This window comes from Fluviicola taffensis DSM 16823, assembly GCF_000194605.1.
Taxonomy (GTDB): Bacteria; Bacteroidota; Bacteroidia; order Flavobacteriales_D; family Crocinitomicaceae; genus Fluviicola; species Fluviicola taffensis.
On record NC_015321.1, the window covers coordinates 4,182,226 to 4,201,036 of the forward strand.

The 18,811-nt window shown below is 35.5% G+C and carries 15 protein-coding genes; 1 reads left to right on the plus strand and 14 read right to left on the minus strand.

Going from position 1 to position 18,811, the window contains the following annotated elements; all coding sequences use genetic code 11:
• Positions 1-158: 158 nt before the first annotated feature.
• From FLUTA_RS18300 to FLUTA_RS21040, 10 genes are all read right to left on the minus strand, one after another.
• The gene (locus tag FLUTA_RS18300) at positions 159-662 is read right to left on the minus strand and encodes a DUF4442 domain-containing protein (RefSeq protein WP_013688400.1); all 504 of its coding nucleotides are present in this window, start codon (positions 660-662) and stop codon (positions 159-161) included.
• Between the two features lie 35 nt (positions 663-697).
• Positions 698-1,345: a tetratricopeptide repeat protein gene (locus FLUTA_RS18305; RefSeq protein ID WP_013688401.1), complete on the minus strand. Its 648-nt coding sequence runs from the start codon at positions 1,343-1,345 to the stop codon at positions 698-700.
• An 80-nt stretch (positions 1,346-1,425) separates the two neighbouring features.
• Positions 1,426-2,145 (minus strand): hypothetical protein, encoded by a 720-nt coding sequence (locus FLUTA_RS18310; protein WP_013688402.1) that lies wholly within the window; start codon positions 2,143-2,145, stop codon positions 1,426-1,428.
• Between the two features lie 42 nt (positions 2,146-2,187).
• The gene (locus FLUTA_RS18315) at positions 2,188-3,192 is read right to left on the minus strand and encodes an LLM class flavin-dependent oxidoreductase (RefSeq protein ID WP_013688403.1); all 1,005 of its coding nucleotides are present in this window, start codon (positions 3,190-3,192) and stop codon (positions 2,188-2,190) included.
• Between the two features lie 254 nt (positions 3,193-3,446).
• Complete coding sequence (locus tag FLUTA_RS18320) at positions 3,447-4,124, minus strand: response regulator (protein ID WP_013688404.1); 678 nt, start codon at positions 4,122-4,124, stop codon at positions 3,447-3,449.
• Positions 4,117-5,196: a sensor histidine kinase gene (locus FLUTA_RS18325; protein ID WP_245545453.1), complete on the minus strand. Its 1,080-nt coding sequence runs from the start codon at positions 5,194-5,196 to the stop codon at positions 4,117-4,119. Before FLUTA_RS18325 ends, FLUTA_RS18320 begins: the two co-directional genes overlap by 8 nt.
• Positions 5,197-5,327: 131 nt before the next feature.
• Positions 5,328-5,888 (minus strand): GNAT family N-acetyltransferase, encoded by a 561-nt coding sequence (locus FLUTA_RS18330; protein ID WP_013688406.1) that lies wholly within the window; start codon positions 5,886-5,888, stop codon positions 5,328-5,330.
• 168 nt (positions 5,889-6,056) lie between these two features.
• A complete protein-coding gene (locus tag FLUTA_RS18335; protein WP_013688407.1) occupies positions 6,057-6,593 on the minus strand; it encodes a GNAT family N-acetyltransferase in 537 nt (178 codons plus the stop codon).
• A 121-nt stretch (positions 6,594-6,714) separates the two neighbouring features.
• The gene (locus tag FLUTA_RS18340; RefSeq protein ID WP_013688408.1) at positions 6,715-7,518 is read right to left on the minus strand and encodes an alpha/beta hydrolase; all 804 of its coding nucleotides are present in this window, start codon (positions 7,516-7,518) and stop codon (positions 6,715-6,717) included.
• 128 nt (positions 7,519-7,646) lie between these two features.
• Positions 7,647-8,705 (minus strand): WG repeat-containing protein, encoded by a 1,059-nt coding sequence (locus FLUTA_RS21040; protein WP_013688409.1) that lies wholly within the window; start codon positions 8,703-8,705, stop codon positions 7,647-7,649.
• A 374-nt stretch (positions 8,706-9,079) separates the two neighbouring features.
• Between FLUTA_RS21040 and FLUTA_RS18350 the strand changes: the two genes are divergently transcribed.
• Positions 9,080-13,780: a T9SS type B sorting domain-containing protein gene (locus FLUTA_RS18350; RefSeq protein ID WP_013688410.1), complete on the plus strand. Its 4,701-nt coding sequence runs from the start codon at positions 9,080-9,082 to the stop codon at positions 13,778-13,780.
• A gap of 184 nt (positions 13,781-13,964) precedes the next feature.
• Here the strand turns inward: FLUTA_RS18350 and FLUTA_RS18355 are convergent, their stop codons facing one another.
• From FLUTA_RS18355 to FLUTA_RS18370, 4 genes are all read right to left on the minus strand, one after another.
• Complete coding sequence (locus FLUTA_RS18355) at positions 13,965-14,174, minus strand: hypothetical protein (RefSeq protein ID WP_169312100.1); 210 nt, start codon at positions 14,172-14,174, stop codon at positions 13,965-13,967.
• A gap of 345 nt (positions 14,175-14,519) precedes the next feature.
• Positions 14,520-14,978 (minus strand): TspO/MBR family protein, encoded by a 459-nt coding sequence (locus FLUTA_RS18360; RefSeq protein WP_013688411.1) that lies wholly within the window; start codon positions 14,976-14,978, stop codon positions 14,520-14,522.
• A 179-nt stretch (positions 14,979-15,157) separates the two neighbouring features.
• Positions 15,158-17,425, minus strand: coding sequence for a TonB-dependent receptor (locus FLUTA_RS18365; protein WP_013688412.1), 2,268 nt, complete (start codon positions 17,423-17,425; stop codon positions 15,158-15,160).
• Positions 17,426-17,452: 27 nt separating this feature from the next.
• Positions 17,453-18,787, minus strand: a complete 1,335-nt coding sequence (locus FLUTA_RS18370; protein WP_013688413.1) for a tetratricopeptide repeat protein — start codon at positions 18,785-18,787, stop codon at positions 17,453-17,455.
• Positions 18,788-18,811: the final 24 nt, after the last annotated feature.

Below are 18,811 nucleotides of genomic sequence, written 5' to 3' on the forward strand. Positions count from 1 at the left end.
TAAAATGTTTGATTTGCAAGGTTTTACAATAAAAAATGTTGAAATGTTAAAAAAAATAATTAACAACTTTTTAGCATAAAACTGAACGATTAAATGCCTTCATAAGACAAATACTTGTTAGAAGCGTAGTTTACAGGTGCAAACCAAATAAACAAAAATTATCCATTCTTTTTTGACTTATAAAACTGTTTATCAGCGATATAAAGTATTTTATTCACTTCGGCGTAAATGATTCCAGTTTCATCTTCAAAACGTGTATCAAAATCAATGACACATTTTCCATGTTCTTTTACTGTTTCAATAATGTGTTTTACTGACTCATCTAAAATTACGAATCGGGCAAATACCTTTTTCTTGATAGGTCTGATGAACTTAACTGTTGCTGCTTTATCCCAAACAACATAGTCTTTTCCCAAAATATTGATTAATTGAGCCATGTAAATAGGATCCAGTGAACCATAAATACTTCCTCCGAAAACAGAACCTACGTAATTTTTTGTACGCAAACTTAATTTCAACTGAACATGAACTTCTAACCAATCATCCGATAAAAAAACAACCCTCCCACCTGTTCTTCTATATGCCGGAAAGAAATTAAAGCCAATCCGTTTGCTTTTAGAAAGAGTGCTTTCTCGCTTATTGGTTTTAAAAATTGTTCTCATAATCTGATTCTTGAATCTCGATTTCGAGGTGATTTTTAATTGTCTCCGATAGATTTTAACGCCACTTTCGCAATGGCACTATTCGACATCGTTGTTTCTTGTGACTCTATGATTTCAGCCAGTAATTTCTTAGCTGTTTCTTTATCTCCACTCTCGCTTAACATCATTGCTTTGTTTAGCAACAAAATTCCTTTCGTTTCGCGATCTGGATTTCCAGCAAGACCTTTTTCGATGGAATACATGCGTTCTTCTGGCTCTGACTGCAAGTAAGCAATGTCTTTCCAAGCTGGTGCAAATGAGGGTACATTGTCAACAATTTGTTTTGCAATATGATATTTCTTTTCTGGTTCTTCTGTCCACTCAATCTGCATGTAAAACGTATACAGTCCTTCTGGAAACAATCCAACTTTTTCTCCTTCCAAGGTATAAATCGCTGTTTTCGTGGTGAAAAAACCATCTGGTTCCAAAGTGTCCGTTTCCTGGTAATACTTTAAAGCATTGTCAAAATCTCCCATGAGTAAGTAAGTAAACGCCAGATCATAAACTGGATAAGCCCACAAAGGTTCAATTTTCATCGCTTCAAGCAATTTTTCAATTGCCAATTGATAATTTCCAGCTTGTCCGGCTTCTCTCGCTTCTAAATGCAGTAGGTTTGCTTGCTCATTGATTGGTCCAGTTTCCATGTAACGTTTTGGTTTGATTTTTCAGGAGTTGATATTAATAATTTTGGATGAATTTAGGAACACATTTTACATAAATTTCCTTACTCTTCCGTTTTCAATAATTTTCTAAAGCGTTTCTTGAGTTGATTCTCATTTTTTGAGATGGTATCAAATTTTGGAGACATACAATCTATCAGAAAATAACTTCTCGATTCTTCAATCGTCGTATCTTCGGAATCACCCGCTATTTTGTGGTCGTAATAAGAATAATCGTAAACAAATGCACGAATTTCAGGAACTTTTGTTTTAATCAGCCACGATATTGTGTGGTAATATTCTCCCCCGTCCATGATATCATTAGCCAGTTCAAAGTATTCCTTTTTTAGCTGGTCCTTTTTCTTATCAAAAAGAACTAATTTAATCGATGACGATCCATATTCAGAAGGTGTTCGCACAATTAATCCTAAGGTAGATACATCTATTTGAAATTGATTACAAGCGTAAAATCCTGACAATTTACCCCAAGAAGCTTCTGTTATCCCAGGTTTAAAAACAGCTGCCTCTTTCAGACTTAGCTCTTTACCTAAGAAGTGTTTGTCGTTATATTCGTAAAACACTTTCAGTGTATCAAAAGAAATGGGTTTGAATTTCTTCAAGAGCTCCTCATACCTACTTTTCTTTTCAAAAGCAGAGGAATCGATTTCCTGAACCGACTCCTCTGCTAAAGGAAGTTCTTTTTCAGTATTCGGATTTGAGCTGCATGAGCTAAAAAGCCCTTGTAAAATAAAAATCAAAGTGGTTGCGTAGTAAGTCTTTTTCATCAATTAAGCGATTAACAAAATGAAACTACACATTTTTTTGAATTATGACCGATTAATTGTTTCAAAAACTTCCGCCAAAATCCCATACGATTTCAATCGTTTTTCATTGTCGTAAATATTTCCTGTAATCATAAATTCGTCCACTTGGTGTTCATCTGCAAAATCGCTAAACTGTTCAATCAACGAATCTTTATCTCCGATGAACGAGCAAGCTGTCATGGGAAGAACGGCGTCCAACAAATCTTGCGGCCACGTTTTTAATAAATTCGGAATTGGTGGGGAAAGCGGTTGACGTGCATTGGTCAAAATTCCCGAGAACATTTTATACAAACTCATGGATAACAATTCTGCTTCCTCAATGGTATCAGCTGCAATTCCATTTACACACGCCAAAACATACGGTTTGTCCAAATATGGAGAAGGTCGAAAATTATTTCGATAAATCTGTGTGGCAATTTTGAATTGTTTGGGAGCAAAATGTGAAGCAAATGCATAAGGAAGTCCCATTTCTGCAGCTAAATATGCGCTATCTGTACTCGATCCTAAAATCCAAATGGGGATATCTAATCCTTCTGCAGGAAATGCACGAACTGCCGCAGTTTTATTCCCTTCACTGAAAAATTTCTGAAGTGCAACTACATCATTTGGAAATTGGTAAGCTGTATTCAAGTCTCCTCTTCTCAATGCAGCTGCAGTTTGTTGATCTGTTCCTGGAGCTCTTCCTAACCCCAAATCAATGCGATTGGGATACATCGTTTCCAAAGTTCCAAATTGTTCGGCAATTGCCAAAGGCGCGTGATTTGGAAGCATAATTCCACCCGAACCCACTCTAATTTTGCTTGTTTTAGCTGCTACGTGGCCAATCAATACGGAAGTTGCTGAACTCGCGATGAATTCCATGTTGTGGTGTTCTGCAAGCCAAACTCGTTCGTATCCTAATTTTTCTGCGTGTTGTGCTAAATCTACTGTTCTTTCAATGGCTGTCGCTGCGTTGCCGTCTTTGGTAATCATGGATAAATCCAAGACGGAATATGTAATTTTTTTCATGGCTTAAAATTACGGAATGACGATTTAGATAAAAGCCATAACAAGTTAAAATTTGTAGTTAGTTTCATGGAAGATACTACTAAACTATATTCGATTCATGGAAATGAAACACCGAGAATCAAAAAACGTAAAGTTTAAATCTTACTTTTTCCTTTGCGTCTTTGACTATCTGGGATTTAAAAAATCAGATTCGGAATAGCAATGCAAAAATAAAGAGAGAATTATCAATGATATAATTACAATCCATTGAAAATTTAAGAAAAACGATATCCTACTCTACTTTGAGTGATGATGTGTTCCGGGTGATTGGGATTATCTTCAATTTTCCTGCGCAATGTATTCATAAAAACACGTAAATATTGGATTTCAGTCTGATAACCCACTCCCCAAACTTCTTTCAGGATAAATTGATGTGTTAACGCCCTTCCTTCATGTGCAAAAAACAAGGCCATGAGATTAAATTCTGTAGACGTAAGTTTCACAATTTCTCCTTTTTTTTTCAAAACCCGAGCTGGTAAATCCAACTCCAAATCACCCAATTCTAGTACCGTTTTTGTATTTGAAGTATGATTTCTTCGAATAGCTGAGCGAATCCGAGCTAGTAATTCAGCATTTCGGAAGGGTTTTGTGAGGTAATCGGTCGCTCCTTCATCCAAAGCTTTCACGATATCTTCTTCTGAGTCTTGAACGGACAAAACAATGATTGCTTTGCTGTACCAAGTTCTGAGTTCGTTGATTACTTCATGGCCACTTTTATCAGGAAGACCTAAATCGAGGATAATCAATTCGGGAGGGTGATTTGCGGCCTTCAACATTCCTTCTTTTGCTGTTTCAGCCAATAAAATCTTGTAATCGTTACTTTCAAGAGTTATTTCGAGCAATTTACGAATCTGAGGTTCGTCATCGATGACCAGGATTTCCGCTTTATTCATTGTTCAAATTATTCATAAAAGATACTTCTACTGGTAAAGTAATCAAAAATTGTGCTCCGCCTTCTAATCGATTCCTAACAGTAACTGTTCCTTGATGCGCTTCGATAAATCCCTTCACAATCGATAATCCAAGTCCTGTTCCTCCAGCCTTTGATTCAGGAAGACGATAGAATTTATCGAAGACATTGGGTAGTGATTCTAATGGAAAACCTGGTCCTGCATCGGAAATTTCCAGAATACACCAGTTATTTTCAGAACGAAGGATAATCTCAATGGAGGAATTTGACGGTGTATATTGAATGGCATTATGGATAATGTTATCTAAAACAGTTTCCAAAATCCCAGAATCAACTTTCATCAAAGGCAAGGAATCATTCGATTGATAAACGATTGGATGATTCTTAAATTCCGAATGTCTTTGAATCAGTTGATGTACAACTTCATTCATATCTGTCCAGTCCAATTTTAACTGTAGCATATCATTTTCGAGTCGGCTCATATTTAACAAATTCTCCACCTGACGTTGTAAGCGCAAACTCGATTTATCTATCGCATGAAGCAGTTCTACCTCTTGTTCGGAAGTCAATTTTGAGCGGTTTTCCTTCAACATATCCACTGAACCTAAGATGGTTGAAAGTGGTGTTTTTAATTCATGAGATAGTGAATTGAACAAAGTATTGTACAATTTCACTTCTTTCTCTTTTTCTTCCTTGTTTCGTGCTTTTTTTTCCGCTCTCCGGATTTGAAATGTCAGAACAGCATTGATAAAAGCGATAAAAAAATACATGAGAAAGGTTAAGAAATCCTCAGCTTGGTTGATATGAATGTTGAACAGTGGCTCTATAAAAAAGAAGTTCCAAATAAATGCACTCAATGTTGCACCCAGCAGAACCGGCCAAATATTAAAAACCATCGCGGAAAGTGAGACAGTCATCAATAAGATTAATGCAACAATCTTATAATTAAACAAATCATTGAAATAGTAACAAATTCCTGCTACGGAAAGAATAAGCATACAATTCAAAACGAATTGTCCAAGCAAAGAAATATGACTGGTTTTTGTATGTTTCAAGTGAAAAAATCTTACTCAAAAGTACAGGTAAAACCGTAAAGAAAAATAAAGAAACACGAATGTCGGATTCACACTATTGAATTCAGAGATAAATTGACTAAAAAAGGAGTGCTAAAAATATTTTTTCAACATCACTTATGATTAAGGACAAATACCTGTTTTGCTTCCTCCCATTTTTCTGGATTCACTTGATAAGACACATATGGAAATTTCTCTCCCCCAATGTCTTTTAAAAAGTGTTCACCCTCTTCAACTCCAAATCTCGCTGTTCCTTTTTGAGAACGGATATTTTCTTCTGCAATTTCAAAGATTACTTTGTCCACGAACTGGAATGCATAATCAATCAATAATTGTTTGTTTGCAAAATTATAAGTTCCTCCCCAATGGGCACGATCTAAAAAAGTACCTCCAATTTTGATGGAAGAATTTTCTGCATCAAAATCATAATATCGGGTACTTCCAAAAATTTTATTGGTTTCTTTATCGATGAGTACCAAACTCTTTCCTGAATCTAACGATTCTTCAAAAAAGGAATTGTATTCTTCTCGTTTGTGTCTACTATATACTGGATGCTGTTCCCAAATCAATGGATCTGAAGCTACTTGATACAATTCTTCGTAATCTGAGCGTTCCAACGGACGAAGAAGTACTAACTCATTTTCCAATACTGGTTGCCATGAAATCGTTTCCATAATACATCGTTTTAGTCATATTAAGATACTAACACAATGTTTGTAAAAACACTTTTTTAATGAATTTTGTGACTTAAATAACGTTAATAGTTTCAAATAGAATCAGCTATTTTCAATAGAAAACAGCTGTCAATCTTAAAGTTTGAATGATTTTAACAGAGTAATTTATTATGATTGACCTTCCCATTTTTCCTTTGTTAGAACGTAAGTGATGTATGGAAACTGTTCACCATTTACTTCTTTCAAAAAATGATTTACTTTCTCAATACCCAACTTTTCCGTTCCTTTCTGAGACCTAAAATTTGTTTCCCCAATTTCGAAAAAAACTCGATTTAAAAATTGAAAGGCATAGTCAATAAGCAATTTTTTGTGTGCAAAATTGTACTTTCCTCCCCAGTAATCGCGTCCTAAAAATGAATACCCAATTTTCACAGAATGGTTATCCAAATCAAGATCATAGTAGCGAGAACTTCCAATGATTTTTTGAGTTGGTTTGTCAATAATCACAAAAGTAAGACTGCCTGCAAGCGCCTCCTCAAAAAACATCATGAAGACTTCTGGTTTGTAACGATCATTCGATGGGTGTTGCTCCCATAACAATGGATCAGAAGCAACATCAAATAACTCGTCGTGATCCCATGCCTCTAATGGGCGCAAAAGCACCAATTCATTTTCTAAAATTGGTTGCCAAGAAATTTTATTCATCTGCTTCACTTTTAAATGTTACATTTTTTCGATTCTTTAATTTAATTTAAAGATTCCCTAAGACTTGATAAATTACTTTAACATTCTGTAAATTGCGCAATTGAAAAGCCTAGCTTTGATTTCACTTATTGGATAAAATATAATTCACCTTTGCTAAAAAAACCTCTGTTTCTAACAAAGGACACTCGAGGTGTTTTCCCGTATAAATTAAGCTTTCGTGCTTCGTTGTACAATTTGCTTCAACCAATTCATACTGTGAAAAAGGAACATCTTCATCCTCTTTGGAATGAATGAACAAGACTGGAATTTTGACTAGTTTCTTGATATCTTCTTTTGCGGAATATGGAGAAGTAACAAACTTCTCAATCATTTCTTTTTGTTCTGGAGGCGAATAAGCTGAAGCTATATCAGTAAATGATGAAATGGTTCCATCTAGTATCAATCCACTAATTTTCGATTCATTTAAAGCTGCCAAATGAGTTGCAATTTGAGTTCCCATAGAAGCTCCATACAAAAGGATGTTGGTGTTTTTAATTGCTTTTTGAGTCAAGGAAAAATCCAAAATTTTTTGACCGTCTGATTCGATATTGAGATGGGTGGGTTTCCCCGTAGACTTTCCATATCCTCTGAAATCAACCATAAATACCTGGAATCCATCTTTCACCAATGATTTTATCAAAGGAATATACGTTGAAACATTCCCTCCTGCACCATGAAAATAAATGATGGTTGCTTTTGGTTTTTTGTCTGGAGAAATCAAATATGCAGTAATCTCATCTTCATCCATTTTTTTTGTAAAAATCTTTACTTTCAGAGAATCAATCTGCTTCCATTCATGGGACGGATAATAGAATTTATCATCCATTTGCGCAGATACCTGCAGAACAAATAGTACAATAGCGATTAAAGAAATTAGCTTATGCATTTACCTGAAAATTGAATTTGAATTAAATGTACTGAATAACTGGCTTTGGAAGATTTAGAACCTCCTTTTTGAAGCAAAAAAACATCCATCGACGGATGAATGTTTTTTCATTTAATTTATTAAAAAAATTATTTCTTCACCAACGCCACATCCTTGATTGAATCTAATGTTGGTTCAATAACCCAAGTACCTGACTTATCAATCAACCCCCATTTTCCATTCAATTTTGCAGCTGCATAACCGTTGTGAAAATCACGCACATCTTCAAATTTCGGTTCAATTACCCATTCGCCAGTTTTATCGTAAAACCCTTTCTGGGATCCTTTTTTTCCTTCAGCAAGTCCTTCTGAGAAATCACCCCAAACCAATGTATCATCAATCGTGATTATGTCTCCATCTTTATTCACATAACACCACTTTTCTGATTTTTTCACACGAGCAAGTCCACTTACTTTATCAAAATCTTTTGCTGCTTCAAACTGTGGTTCAATAACCCATTTTCCACTTTTGTCGATATACCCTACTTTTTTATCAAACGTTTTTGCCCATGCAATTCCATTTTTAAAATATCCTACACCTTCAAATTGCGGTTGTATGGCAATTTTTCCATCCTCATTAATGAATCCCATTTTATTGTCAGCAATTTTTATTGGAGCCAAACCTTCTGAGAAATCTCTTACATCAATTGCTGGAACTTCAATTGCCTTTTCAACTCCCGATTTATTGATTACTAAAAACTCCTTTCCTTTTTTCACGGCAGCAAACCCACCATTGAAATCATTTCCATCATCATATATCGCTGGGATGACCATTTTCCCTTCAGCGTTCATATAGCCCCATTTTCTATTTTCAAGTTGTAGCAATGCTAATCCATCTTGAAAACCACTTACAGCAAAACCCAATCCATCCTTAATAGCAAACTTGGGTTGTTCAGCAACTAATTGTTTATTATCCATATCAATAAACTGATATTGGCGCGCTTTCGCATTAAAAACGACAGCATATCCATTGGAAGAAAATGGATGGCACTTTTCGTGTTGAGCTGGAATAATTAGTTTTCCATCAATTCCTGCATACCCCCAAGTTTTACTTCCAGCGGGTTTTACTTGGACGATTAATGTTTGAGCTTGAAGTAAAAGTGTATTCGCAAGAAATGTAATCGCAATGAATAGTTTTTTATGAATCATAATCCTAAATTTAAGTCCCCTAAATATAGTCTAAATTTAAACAACGTATTTTAAGAATTGTTAAATCCGTCGAATTTACTAATCGACAATTCTTCGAAAATCGAATCAAAACACACCTCCATTCCAGAATAAGCCAACCGATATAAACAACTAATTATTAACGGAAAAACTATTTTTATCGAACTATATTTTCGAGAACTTTACACGTTGAACGAACTTTTCTGCAATTGCATCGTCTATGTCTTGTAACAAGCATTTAGAAGATAGAGTTATCTGCAATTACACAAGAATTGGAGGATTTATGAAGTTTCAACCTCGTTCTTGGTTAACACATATTATAGCTCTATCTTGAAACGAATATCTGACGCCAATTGATGAAACTACTTGTAATAATATCCTGCACACTATTTATCGCCAATTCTTGGGGGCAAACTTGGGGTGCTAGTACTTTTAGTCAAACTACTAATGAAAACACAGATGTAGAAGTAAACAACCTCAATGAATCCTATGTTGCTGGCTATATTTCAGGACAAACGTCATTCGGTTCTTCAAATTCTATTTCGAATACATTTGGAAACACTGATGCTATTATTACAAAATATAATCCTGCAGGAGGAGTTGTATGGATCAAACAATTCGGAGGGACACTCGCAGATCGAGCAATTGATTTAGCTATTGGACCAGATCAAAACATTGTAGTTACAGGTCAGTTTTTCGGATCAGTTACTTTTGGGGGAACTACACTTGTTTCTTCCTCCAATTCAAAAGATATTTTCATCGTAAAGCTAAATCCAGCAGGAAATGTAATCTGGGCTCGAAAAGAAGGTGGAAATTTAGCAGACAATGGATACAAATTAACTATCGATAATTTAAATAACATTTTATTAACAGGTGAATATCAGGGAACTGCGACCATTGGAAGCAATACGTTTACAAGTACAAATGATCCAAACACAGGCCTTCCCTCTTTCGATTTGTTTATCTCAAAATATGACCCAAGTGGAAATCCAATTTGGTCATTGAGTGGTTATGCTGACTTTGATGATCGAGGTTTAGCAGTGGATGTTGATGCCCAAAACAACATCTTTTTTGCAGGTCAATTTTCAGACACCCTTAATTTCGCATCAAATACTTACAACAACAATGGTATCAATATTGGGTTTCTTTGCAAGCTAAATCCAGCTGGACAATTGCAATTTTTTCATTTATTGAAAGCAGGTTATACCTTACCAAATGATTTAGAAGTAAATCAAAATAATGAACCTATCTTGATTGGTGATTTCTTAGGGAACATGAATTATTACGATCAAAATGGTGCGAATAGTATTCAAAACCCTTACGACAAACAAATTTTCATTTTAAAGACAAGTAATACAGGGCAATATATTTGGAATAATACCTTAGGTTCAACCAACGAGCTTTCTGCTAAATCCCTGTCTATAGATGCAATTAATAATATTTTTGTGACCGGATATTTCAAATGTGATTTATCTGAAATTCAAGACGTTTCGGAAAATTTATTTAACTCAATTGGATTCAAAGATCCGTATTTATTAAAAGTTACAAATACGGGAACTCGTTCGTACATCAAACAATTTGGCAGTAAACTTGATGACGAAGGAAAAGGAATTGGCATCAATCAAGTCGATAAGCCACTGATTTGCGGAAGTTATACCGCTGATTTAAACTTCTCACCAGGATCAAATGCTCCCGCTTTAGGATACGACAATTTCACTTTCAATCCGTATTACGGAATGGAACCCTATCACGTCTATTTAGTTGGAGATCAAAGTAGAAATTCCTTTTTAACCAATCAGGTCAACAGCACTGCAGGAGATTACAATTACTACAAAACTCCTTCAGCCGACTCGCTAGTAGGTTATATACATGCTGAGGAAGCCGAACACTATGTAACCGTAGTTGGAGATACCGTTCACTTTTGTACAGATGCCGTTTTGTATTATGAAACGCTAACCCACAATCATTTTGGACCAAGTTATACCAGTACTTGGTACGATGGAAGTCAAAACATCACCAATGTAATCACCAATTCAGGGACCTATTGGGTGAAACATGACCGCGATGATGCTTGTGAAATGGATATGGATTCTATTATTGCAATCAAAGAAACGCTGCCAAATCTCCCTTTATTATCTGATGATCACAATGTAAATGTCCTCAATCCTGGTCCTAATTACAACAACTATCATTTTTGTTATCCAGAAGGAGCGATCATTAATTTCTCAAATATTGATCCTGGCACAACGATTACAACGATTGGTAATGCTGTTACTTTTCATGGTCCTGGACCACATTTATTGAATCAAGAATTACAGTATTTTGTTCAAGCTACTAATCAATATTGTTTGAGTACAGGTATGTTTATCTTTCAACATGATTTTGCAGAACCACACGACAGTATCTCGCTTTCCATAGCGATGAATACGACGTGCCCAACAGGTGATTCCATTGAAATTTGTCAAAATATACCTGTGCAATTTCATGGAATTGATTTGATCATTAATCCATTGGGGAATTTCTATCCATCCGTTTATCCACCTATTGATACTGTTATCTGGATAATTGATGGTGTTCCTCACATCAATTATGATACAGCCTCCACTCTCTTCAATACGACTGTAACTGGTTGGCATACGGTGCAAATAAAGGTAATTAAAGGATATGAAAATGTTTGTGGAATTGACACAACTGTTTATACTGCAACTAAACAATTTTATATAAAAGTGAATCCAAATCCGACTTGGGGAACAACAATAGGTGGAGGAAATTTACTCTGTCCAAATGATTCAGAGTATTTAGTTGCAGAAAATCCACATCCTAGTCTCAGTTGGTCTGGCTCCAATATTTTATGGAATAATGGAGCCGATAGTATTGAAGTAAATGCTCCAGGTTGGTATAACTATACCGGAATCATTGTTGATCCGATAACAACCTGCAGTTCTTACATTGTTTTTAATCATTATATTTCAGTGAAAGTGCCACCAAATATTACTTCGTTACCTGGTGATGCGGTTATTTGTCCTTTTGATTCTTTATTGATGTCAGTACCTAATACATTTGTTGGTTATTTGTGGATGGGGCCAAATGGAGATACTTTATCGACTTTGTCAACGTGTTATACAGATCAAATTGGAAGCTATGTATGCGTTTTAACAGATGCCGATGGTTGTGTGTTGAGTACTCCTCCGTTCGAAGTTTTTGAATATTCTACACCAACAATTTCAATCCTACCGAATGCAACTATCTGTTCCAATGAAAATGTAGAAATTCAGATAAACTCTTCTGGAAACGCATCAATTCTATGGTTAAATACGGGATCCACAAGTGATCATTTAGTGACCAATGTTCCAGGAGTTTATGTCATTCAAATTAGCCAATGTGGTGTTACAATCTTAGACAGTGTTACAATCATCAACGGGTCTTTCAATGCTACTATTTCTGTATCTGATTCTGTATTGTGTTTTGGAGACACTGCAGTATTCACAGGATCTGCTACAGGAGCAAGTTATGAATGGAATTCTGGACCTATAACTGGTCCTACATTTTCAACAGTCACTGGTGGTTCTTATTCTGCTTTGGTTACCAATCAATATGGTTGTACAGCACAAACTAATACCATAAATATTACCAATGTGCCTGGAAGCACGCCTCCAATGATTGCTTCTCAAACGGTTTGTCCAGGTGCAAATGTAACTCTTCAAACAGCACCTCCAATTACCATAAATTGGTATTCAACCGACACTAATTTAATTCAGACAACTAACTCTATTTCGCTTCAAAATATTCAGCAAGACACCAGCTTTTTGATTTCCAATACAAGCCCAAACAGCATTTGTGGATTCACGTATTCTTTAGTAGAAATTTCATTGGCAGTTCCTTCTGGCTTAATTGACATTATTGGTGATTCAATCTTGTGTATCAATGAAAACGGAGTGTTTTATGCGAATACGACGGATAACATTGAATGGTTTTCTGGTTCCACATCTTTAGGGTCTGCAAATCCTATCACAATCCCTTTTAGCACTTTAAATACAAACCCTATCTTCTCTTTACACTCAAGTAATATCTGTTTTAACGCCATTCAATTTGACAGTGTTTCAATCATTGCTCCAACTATACTGCAACTTTCAGATGATACTTTGAGTCTTTGCTACTTTGAGTCTGAAACTGTTTTCCTCACCAATAACAACCTCCAAACTGTTACTTGGACTGGAAACTTCGGAACAATCACTGATGATGATTTAACCGTTCATGGAAACACTACTTATACTCCAATTACAGTAACCGCAGTGGATGATTTTGGTTGTCAGACTCAATCAGCAATCTTGATTGTTCAAACAGGAAATTACGAATTAACGACATCCATAAACTTCCCTAACTTTTGTCCTGGGACGATTGGAAATCTGTCAGGGAATACCACTTCTGACAGTGTTTTGTGGATTACACCATTCGGAAACAGTAGCGTGAATCCGCTTTCTTTCACATTAAGTCAGCAAAACTCGGGTAACTTCTATTTGAGAACTTGGGATGAAATGGGTTGTGTTTATATCGACACCTTGACAATTCCAATCTCACCTGTTCCAAGTTTAGATATTTTACCCGATACCGTTTTCTGTGCGAATGATATTTACACCTTCTACTTCCCGCAAGATGTAAACACATATTATTGGACAACTTACGGAAACAACACCAATATTCCCATTACCTATGATCAGGAATTGATTTTAAATGTAGTTACTCCAGATGGCTGTACAGCTTCTGATACATTGATTGTTCATGCAGTGAATTGCGATGATGAAATTCCAAATATCATCACACCGAATGGAGATGGAACCAACGATTTCTTTATCATAGATGATGCTTATTCGCAATTAGGAAATACGCTTATTATTATCAATCGTTGGGGAAATAAAATGTTTGAAGCGAGTCCTTACCTAAACAATTGGAATGGTGAAGGAGCTTCTGATGGGGTTTATTTCTATTTGTATTATCCAACGGGGATTAAAAATCCGAGTAATGTCAAGCATGGTTTTGTACATGTGTTTGGGAATTAACTAAATTAGGCAAACGCTTTTAGGCAAGATTGAAAAATAATATTCATTCAGAATAAATGATTGAAAACCATTGAAAACCCTTATAAACAGAGGGTTGTTTGCAATATCGCGAACATGCAACCAATTGGCTAGATTTGACAGTTTTATTAGGTACAATACAACAATGAAGACTCAATAAACTCAATTAAACACTACTAACCAAAGCTTGAGTACTGACCTTTTCTTTCCGTAATCGTTTTACAACCAACAAGCAGATAATTCCAATGCACAGCCAAATCATATCTACAGAGAAGATTACGTATTCTCCGTTAATCCAGGTTCTCCAAAACCAATTTCCAGAACTTATTCCATTTACTACTGGAATGAATAAACCCAGAGTTCCTCCAGTAAGCAAACAGAATTTATTGGTGAGAGGATTGTACTTTATAGACAGAGCAAGATGATTAGAAAGAACCAACCCAAGAAAAATTAGTAATTCTAGATAGAATCAAGCTATTCCTCAAACGATTCTAGTAGAATTTTACAAAGCATGAAACTGGCTATTGTAATTAGAAATATGACCAAACCAATCACTTTCAAGATAAATAAACCAAAAATCATTTTTCAAAGCTATTGGGAGAATTCCCAAATTTTCGGCAAAACTAAATCTTTGGTACAGGAAGCCATATACCTGAATTGAGGTATACGATTAATCACTACACCTTTGGAAAGGTATTTGAGCTAAAAAAATGGTTGTTAACTAATTATTCCAAAGAATGTAAGCGTTCAGCGAAGTGGCAATAATCATCCAAATGAGATAAGGAAGAATTAATGCAGATTTTGCTTTCAAATTCGACCAATAACGAAAACAAAACAGGGCAATTAAAATTGTTAATGCAGTGATAATAACTAATCCTGTAGCGACATGATGAAAGTAAAAGAAAATTGGATTCCATAATACGTTCAAAACCCATTGGAGACTGAATAAAATAATCAATACTCGAAGGTTTCGTACTATTTTAACAGCAAAAGCCATATAGATCGCAAAACAAATCATGATACTTGTCCATGCTGCGCCAAATACCCAGCCAGGAGGAGTCCACGGCGCTTTATTCAAGGAAGCATACCATTCTGATGGAACACCTTTTCCGGTGAAATAGCCGCCAATTCCCAATGCTGCAAAGTTGATGACCAGAAATAAAAATATTCTTAAAATCATACTTCTTCGTTTTAAGATAAAACAAACTCCTTGCTATTTTGTTCAAAAAAGCAGGTAATAAAGTACTTTTCAAAAAATTTCAACAAGGAAATGAATCCACCAGCGGATCAAAAGTTGTATAATGGAGGGGATTCACTCAAAATGATTTTTAAACCGCAACAGAAGGATTAAAAGCTTCATCAAAACATAAACTTCACTTGAAGTCGGCATGAAAATGGCGTTCCTGGCGTAAAATGAATTTCACTCACTGGTTGAGCTTCATCTTTTAAGCGAGATTCCGTTAAAAACTGAGTTTCATTCCATTTCACATTGAAAATATTGTTTACAATTGCAGTAACCACAAAAGATTTGCGCTGATATCCAACAGTAAAGTCGTTTACAAAATATCCTTTCGCAATCACACTATTGTCTTCGTTCGCAGCTCTATGTCCCATGTATCTGTAAGAAATAGTCGTGAATATTCCTTTTTTGAAATTCAATTGAACTTTTCCATCTGAAGTGAAAGTTGGAGCCAAAGGAATGAAATTTTGGCCTTTGGGTTCCGACACTGAACGCGCATGCGAGTAATTCAAGTTGGAATATAAAAACAACCATTTGTAAGGTTGAAATGTCAACCCAACATCGAACCCCAATCGTTGTGACTGACCGCTTGGTTCTACAATTCCTGCATCTCCAACATACACGAATTCTTGTTCGGAAAATAAATACCACAAAGCACCATTGAATAAGAGATTTTTGGTCAATTTCCAAGTCGCTCCCAAATCCGATCCGTAAGCCAAAGGCAATGCTTTTTTCGTTAAATTATCAGATGACAACAGTACACGGGCATCGTTGGAATGGTAACCAATCCCCGATTTTAAATAAAGCTGTACATTGTCTGTAGCATTGAATAAAAGCGTCAATTTCGGTAAAAAAACTGCTTGTGACAAACTTTTAGGTTGATACACACTGTCTTTCAAATTGTTGTAATAATAATTGACATTATCACCTCTCAAAGCAATATTCAAGACAAAACGGTTGATTTCCAATTTTCCTGAAACATATCCAAAAATATTGGTTTGATTGATATTACCTAATTGAACCTGATCTCTCACAAAAATGCGCCCTGTTGTTTTAGCCAATCCAATATTATTGATATCATCGTAGCGAAAACCAGCTCCTCCCGTAAAGGTGAAAATAGTGTTTTCTTTCAAAGTAATCAGTTTTTTGTATTCTGATTTTCCTCCGTATATTTTCCGACTTTCGTATTGGTGAATTTGATCCCCATTGATGGAATCTTCCAAGAAAAAAGTAAAATTGGAGAAGAGAGAGAAATCATAAAACGACGCATAAAAATCACTTTTCAAAGAGGAAGAAGCATTTATTTTTTGAATGACACCCAATTGCACATTTGTTCTAGAGGTATTCCCTCCTTCGGTATTGTCAATGGACCCAAAACGACTTATACTCCCATCTGCAACTGCCCTGTCTGGAATTTGACCCGAAGCATTCCAACTACTCTGAAAAGTAGAAGCAGAAAAACTTACTTTGAAATTTGGAGAAAGAACACCAGTATATTTCCCATAAAGATTAATTCGCTTGAAATCTTGCGGAGAAACAAAGAAATTATCCGTTTGCAAATAATCTGCCGTGAAATAAGCATTGCTTCGTTGATTCTCCAAAACTTTGATTCCAGCTGTAATCTTTTTATGCTGAAACATTCCATATTCCAAGGCTACAAAACTTTTCGCAAGTTGTTCTTTGGTTTGAAAATCTACAGAACCAGCCGTTGCTAAATCCCCTTTCGTTACATCATAGGGTCCTTTTTCAAAGTTGATTTTATCGACCACTTCTGGCATCACAAAATGAAAATCGGCATATCCCTGACCATGTGCATGAGAAACCATGTTTACTGGCATTCCATCGAGGGAAAGTGCCACATCCGTTCCATGATCAATATCAAACCCACGTAAAAACAATTGTTCCGCTTTTCCTCCACCAGCATGTTGAGCAACGAATAAACCTGGAACCAAAGTCAGTAACTCTTGAGCTGAACGAACAGGTTGCAAAGTCAAATTGATATTTGCACTCTGAGTCAACTGGGTTTTATTTCCAGTAACTTTTACTTCGCTCAACTCAGTAGAATTCTCGACTAACTGAAATTGGAAATTCTTCTCAAAGTAGATTTCGTTGTCGATCAAGATGAATCGTTTTTGAAATCCTTGACTTTCAATAAAAATAGAATCTCCTAAATGCACATCTGTTAAAACAAATTCTCCCAATCCATTTGTAATGCTGAATTTTGGATTTCCTTTGAGAGTTACCTTTGCTCCTGAAATTCCTTGGGATTGCTGGTCCGTTACAATTCCATTGATTCCGTGAGAGAATCCCCAATTTGACAAAAGAAGGATACTAAAAAGCAATACAAGTCTACTGCCACTGAAGGCCAATGAGTCAATATTTTTCATAGCGTAAGGTTTATCGAGGTCTTTGAATTAGATCATCTTTTTTGCACGATCTGCAAACAAATGGTCTTGATACGGATCAATCGTGAATGATTTTTTGATTTGTTTCTTATCATTGTTTATCAGTCCAGTAATACAATATAAATCACCATCTTGTTTATTTGTTTTCATCGCGATTTTACTGTGCTTAGCTGCATTTTTGGTATCGCCATTTGCATAATAAGCAAAGGCTAATAAACGATTTACATCAATGTTATTTGGACGCATTTTGTATTCCTTCAATCCTAAATCCAAGGCTCTTTTGGAATCTTTTTTGAAATCGAGCAAGAAGAATGCATACTCCATGTTGACATTATGTCCAGATTCGATATCCTCTTTAAACATGGATTCAATTCTTGGAATCAAACGCTTTACTTCTGCTTTTTTCCCTTGTTTTTTGTACAATTTAGCTTGGTCCATAATGAAACTAATTTCAGGAACAGCGTTCAAAGCAACTTTATACAAAGAATCTGCTTTGGCATAATTTCCTAATTTTCCTTCAATACTTGCCATTCCTGCAATTCCGAATGGATAATTTGCTCTTTCTCTTGTTGCAAATTCAAAGTACGCTCTCGCAGAATCCAACTGATTGTGGTTTTCGAGCATTTTACCCATTGTTACAATTGTCCAACATTTATATTCAGAATACGGAGCACCTGCTTCAATTGCTTGTTCCATGGATTTGATACTTCCTTTCAAATCACCATAGATTTCACGCAAGTATGAAATTCTACTGTATGAGCGTAAATCTGGGCGAATAGAAATCATTTTATCACAGTTTTTAACTGCATCATCATAGTTTCCAATCTCCACATTTGCATCTACCAACACACCATAAATTCCCGAATTTGTATTATTCAATGCCAAAGCTTTTTCGCCCGTAACCAAAGCAGCGTTGAATTTGTGTTGTGACAACTGAACTGTAGACTTATAAAAAAGAGCTGTAAAATGTTGATCTGGAGTTATTTTGAGTGTGTCTTTTAAAGTTTCATTTAAAGTAAGTAAGGCTGCATTGTAGTAATAAGGATGTTCTCCTGTTACACGTGCTTCGTAGATATATATTTCAGAAAGCTTGATAAGACTTTCAGCCTTTGTTTTTTCATTTTCAGCTTCAAAAGACAATTTATTGAATTTCTCTTTGATCTTCAAAAACTCATCGTAAGACAAATCTTTCTGACGTTCCAACAATTGTGGGATCTGAAATCCAGTTTTCACCAATTCTACCTCTTCTTTCTCAGGAGATGAATCACATGAAGAAATTAGAGTAGATGTTAATAAGATAGTCGCAATGGACAATGCGTAAAAAGAGTATTTATTTTTTTTCATAACTAGTAGTGTTTAGTGTTTTAA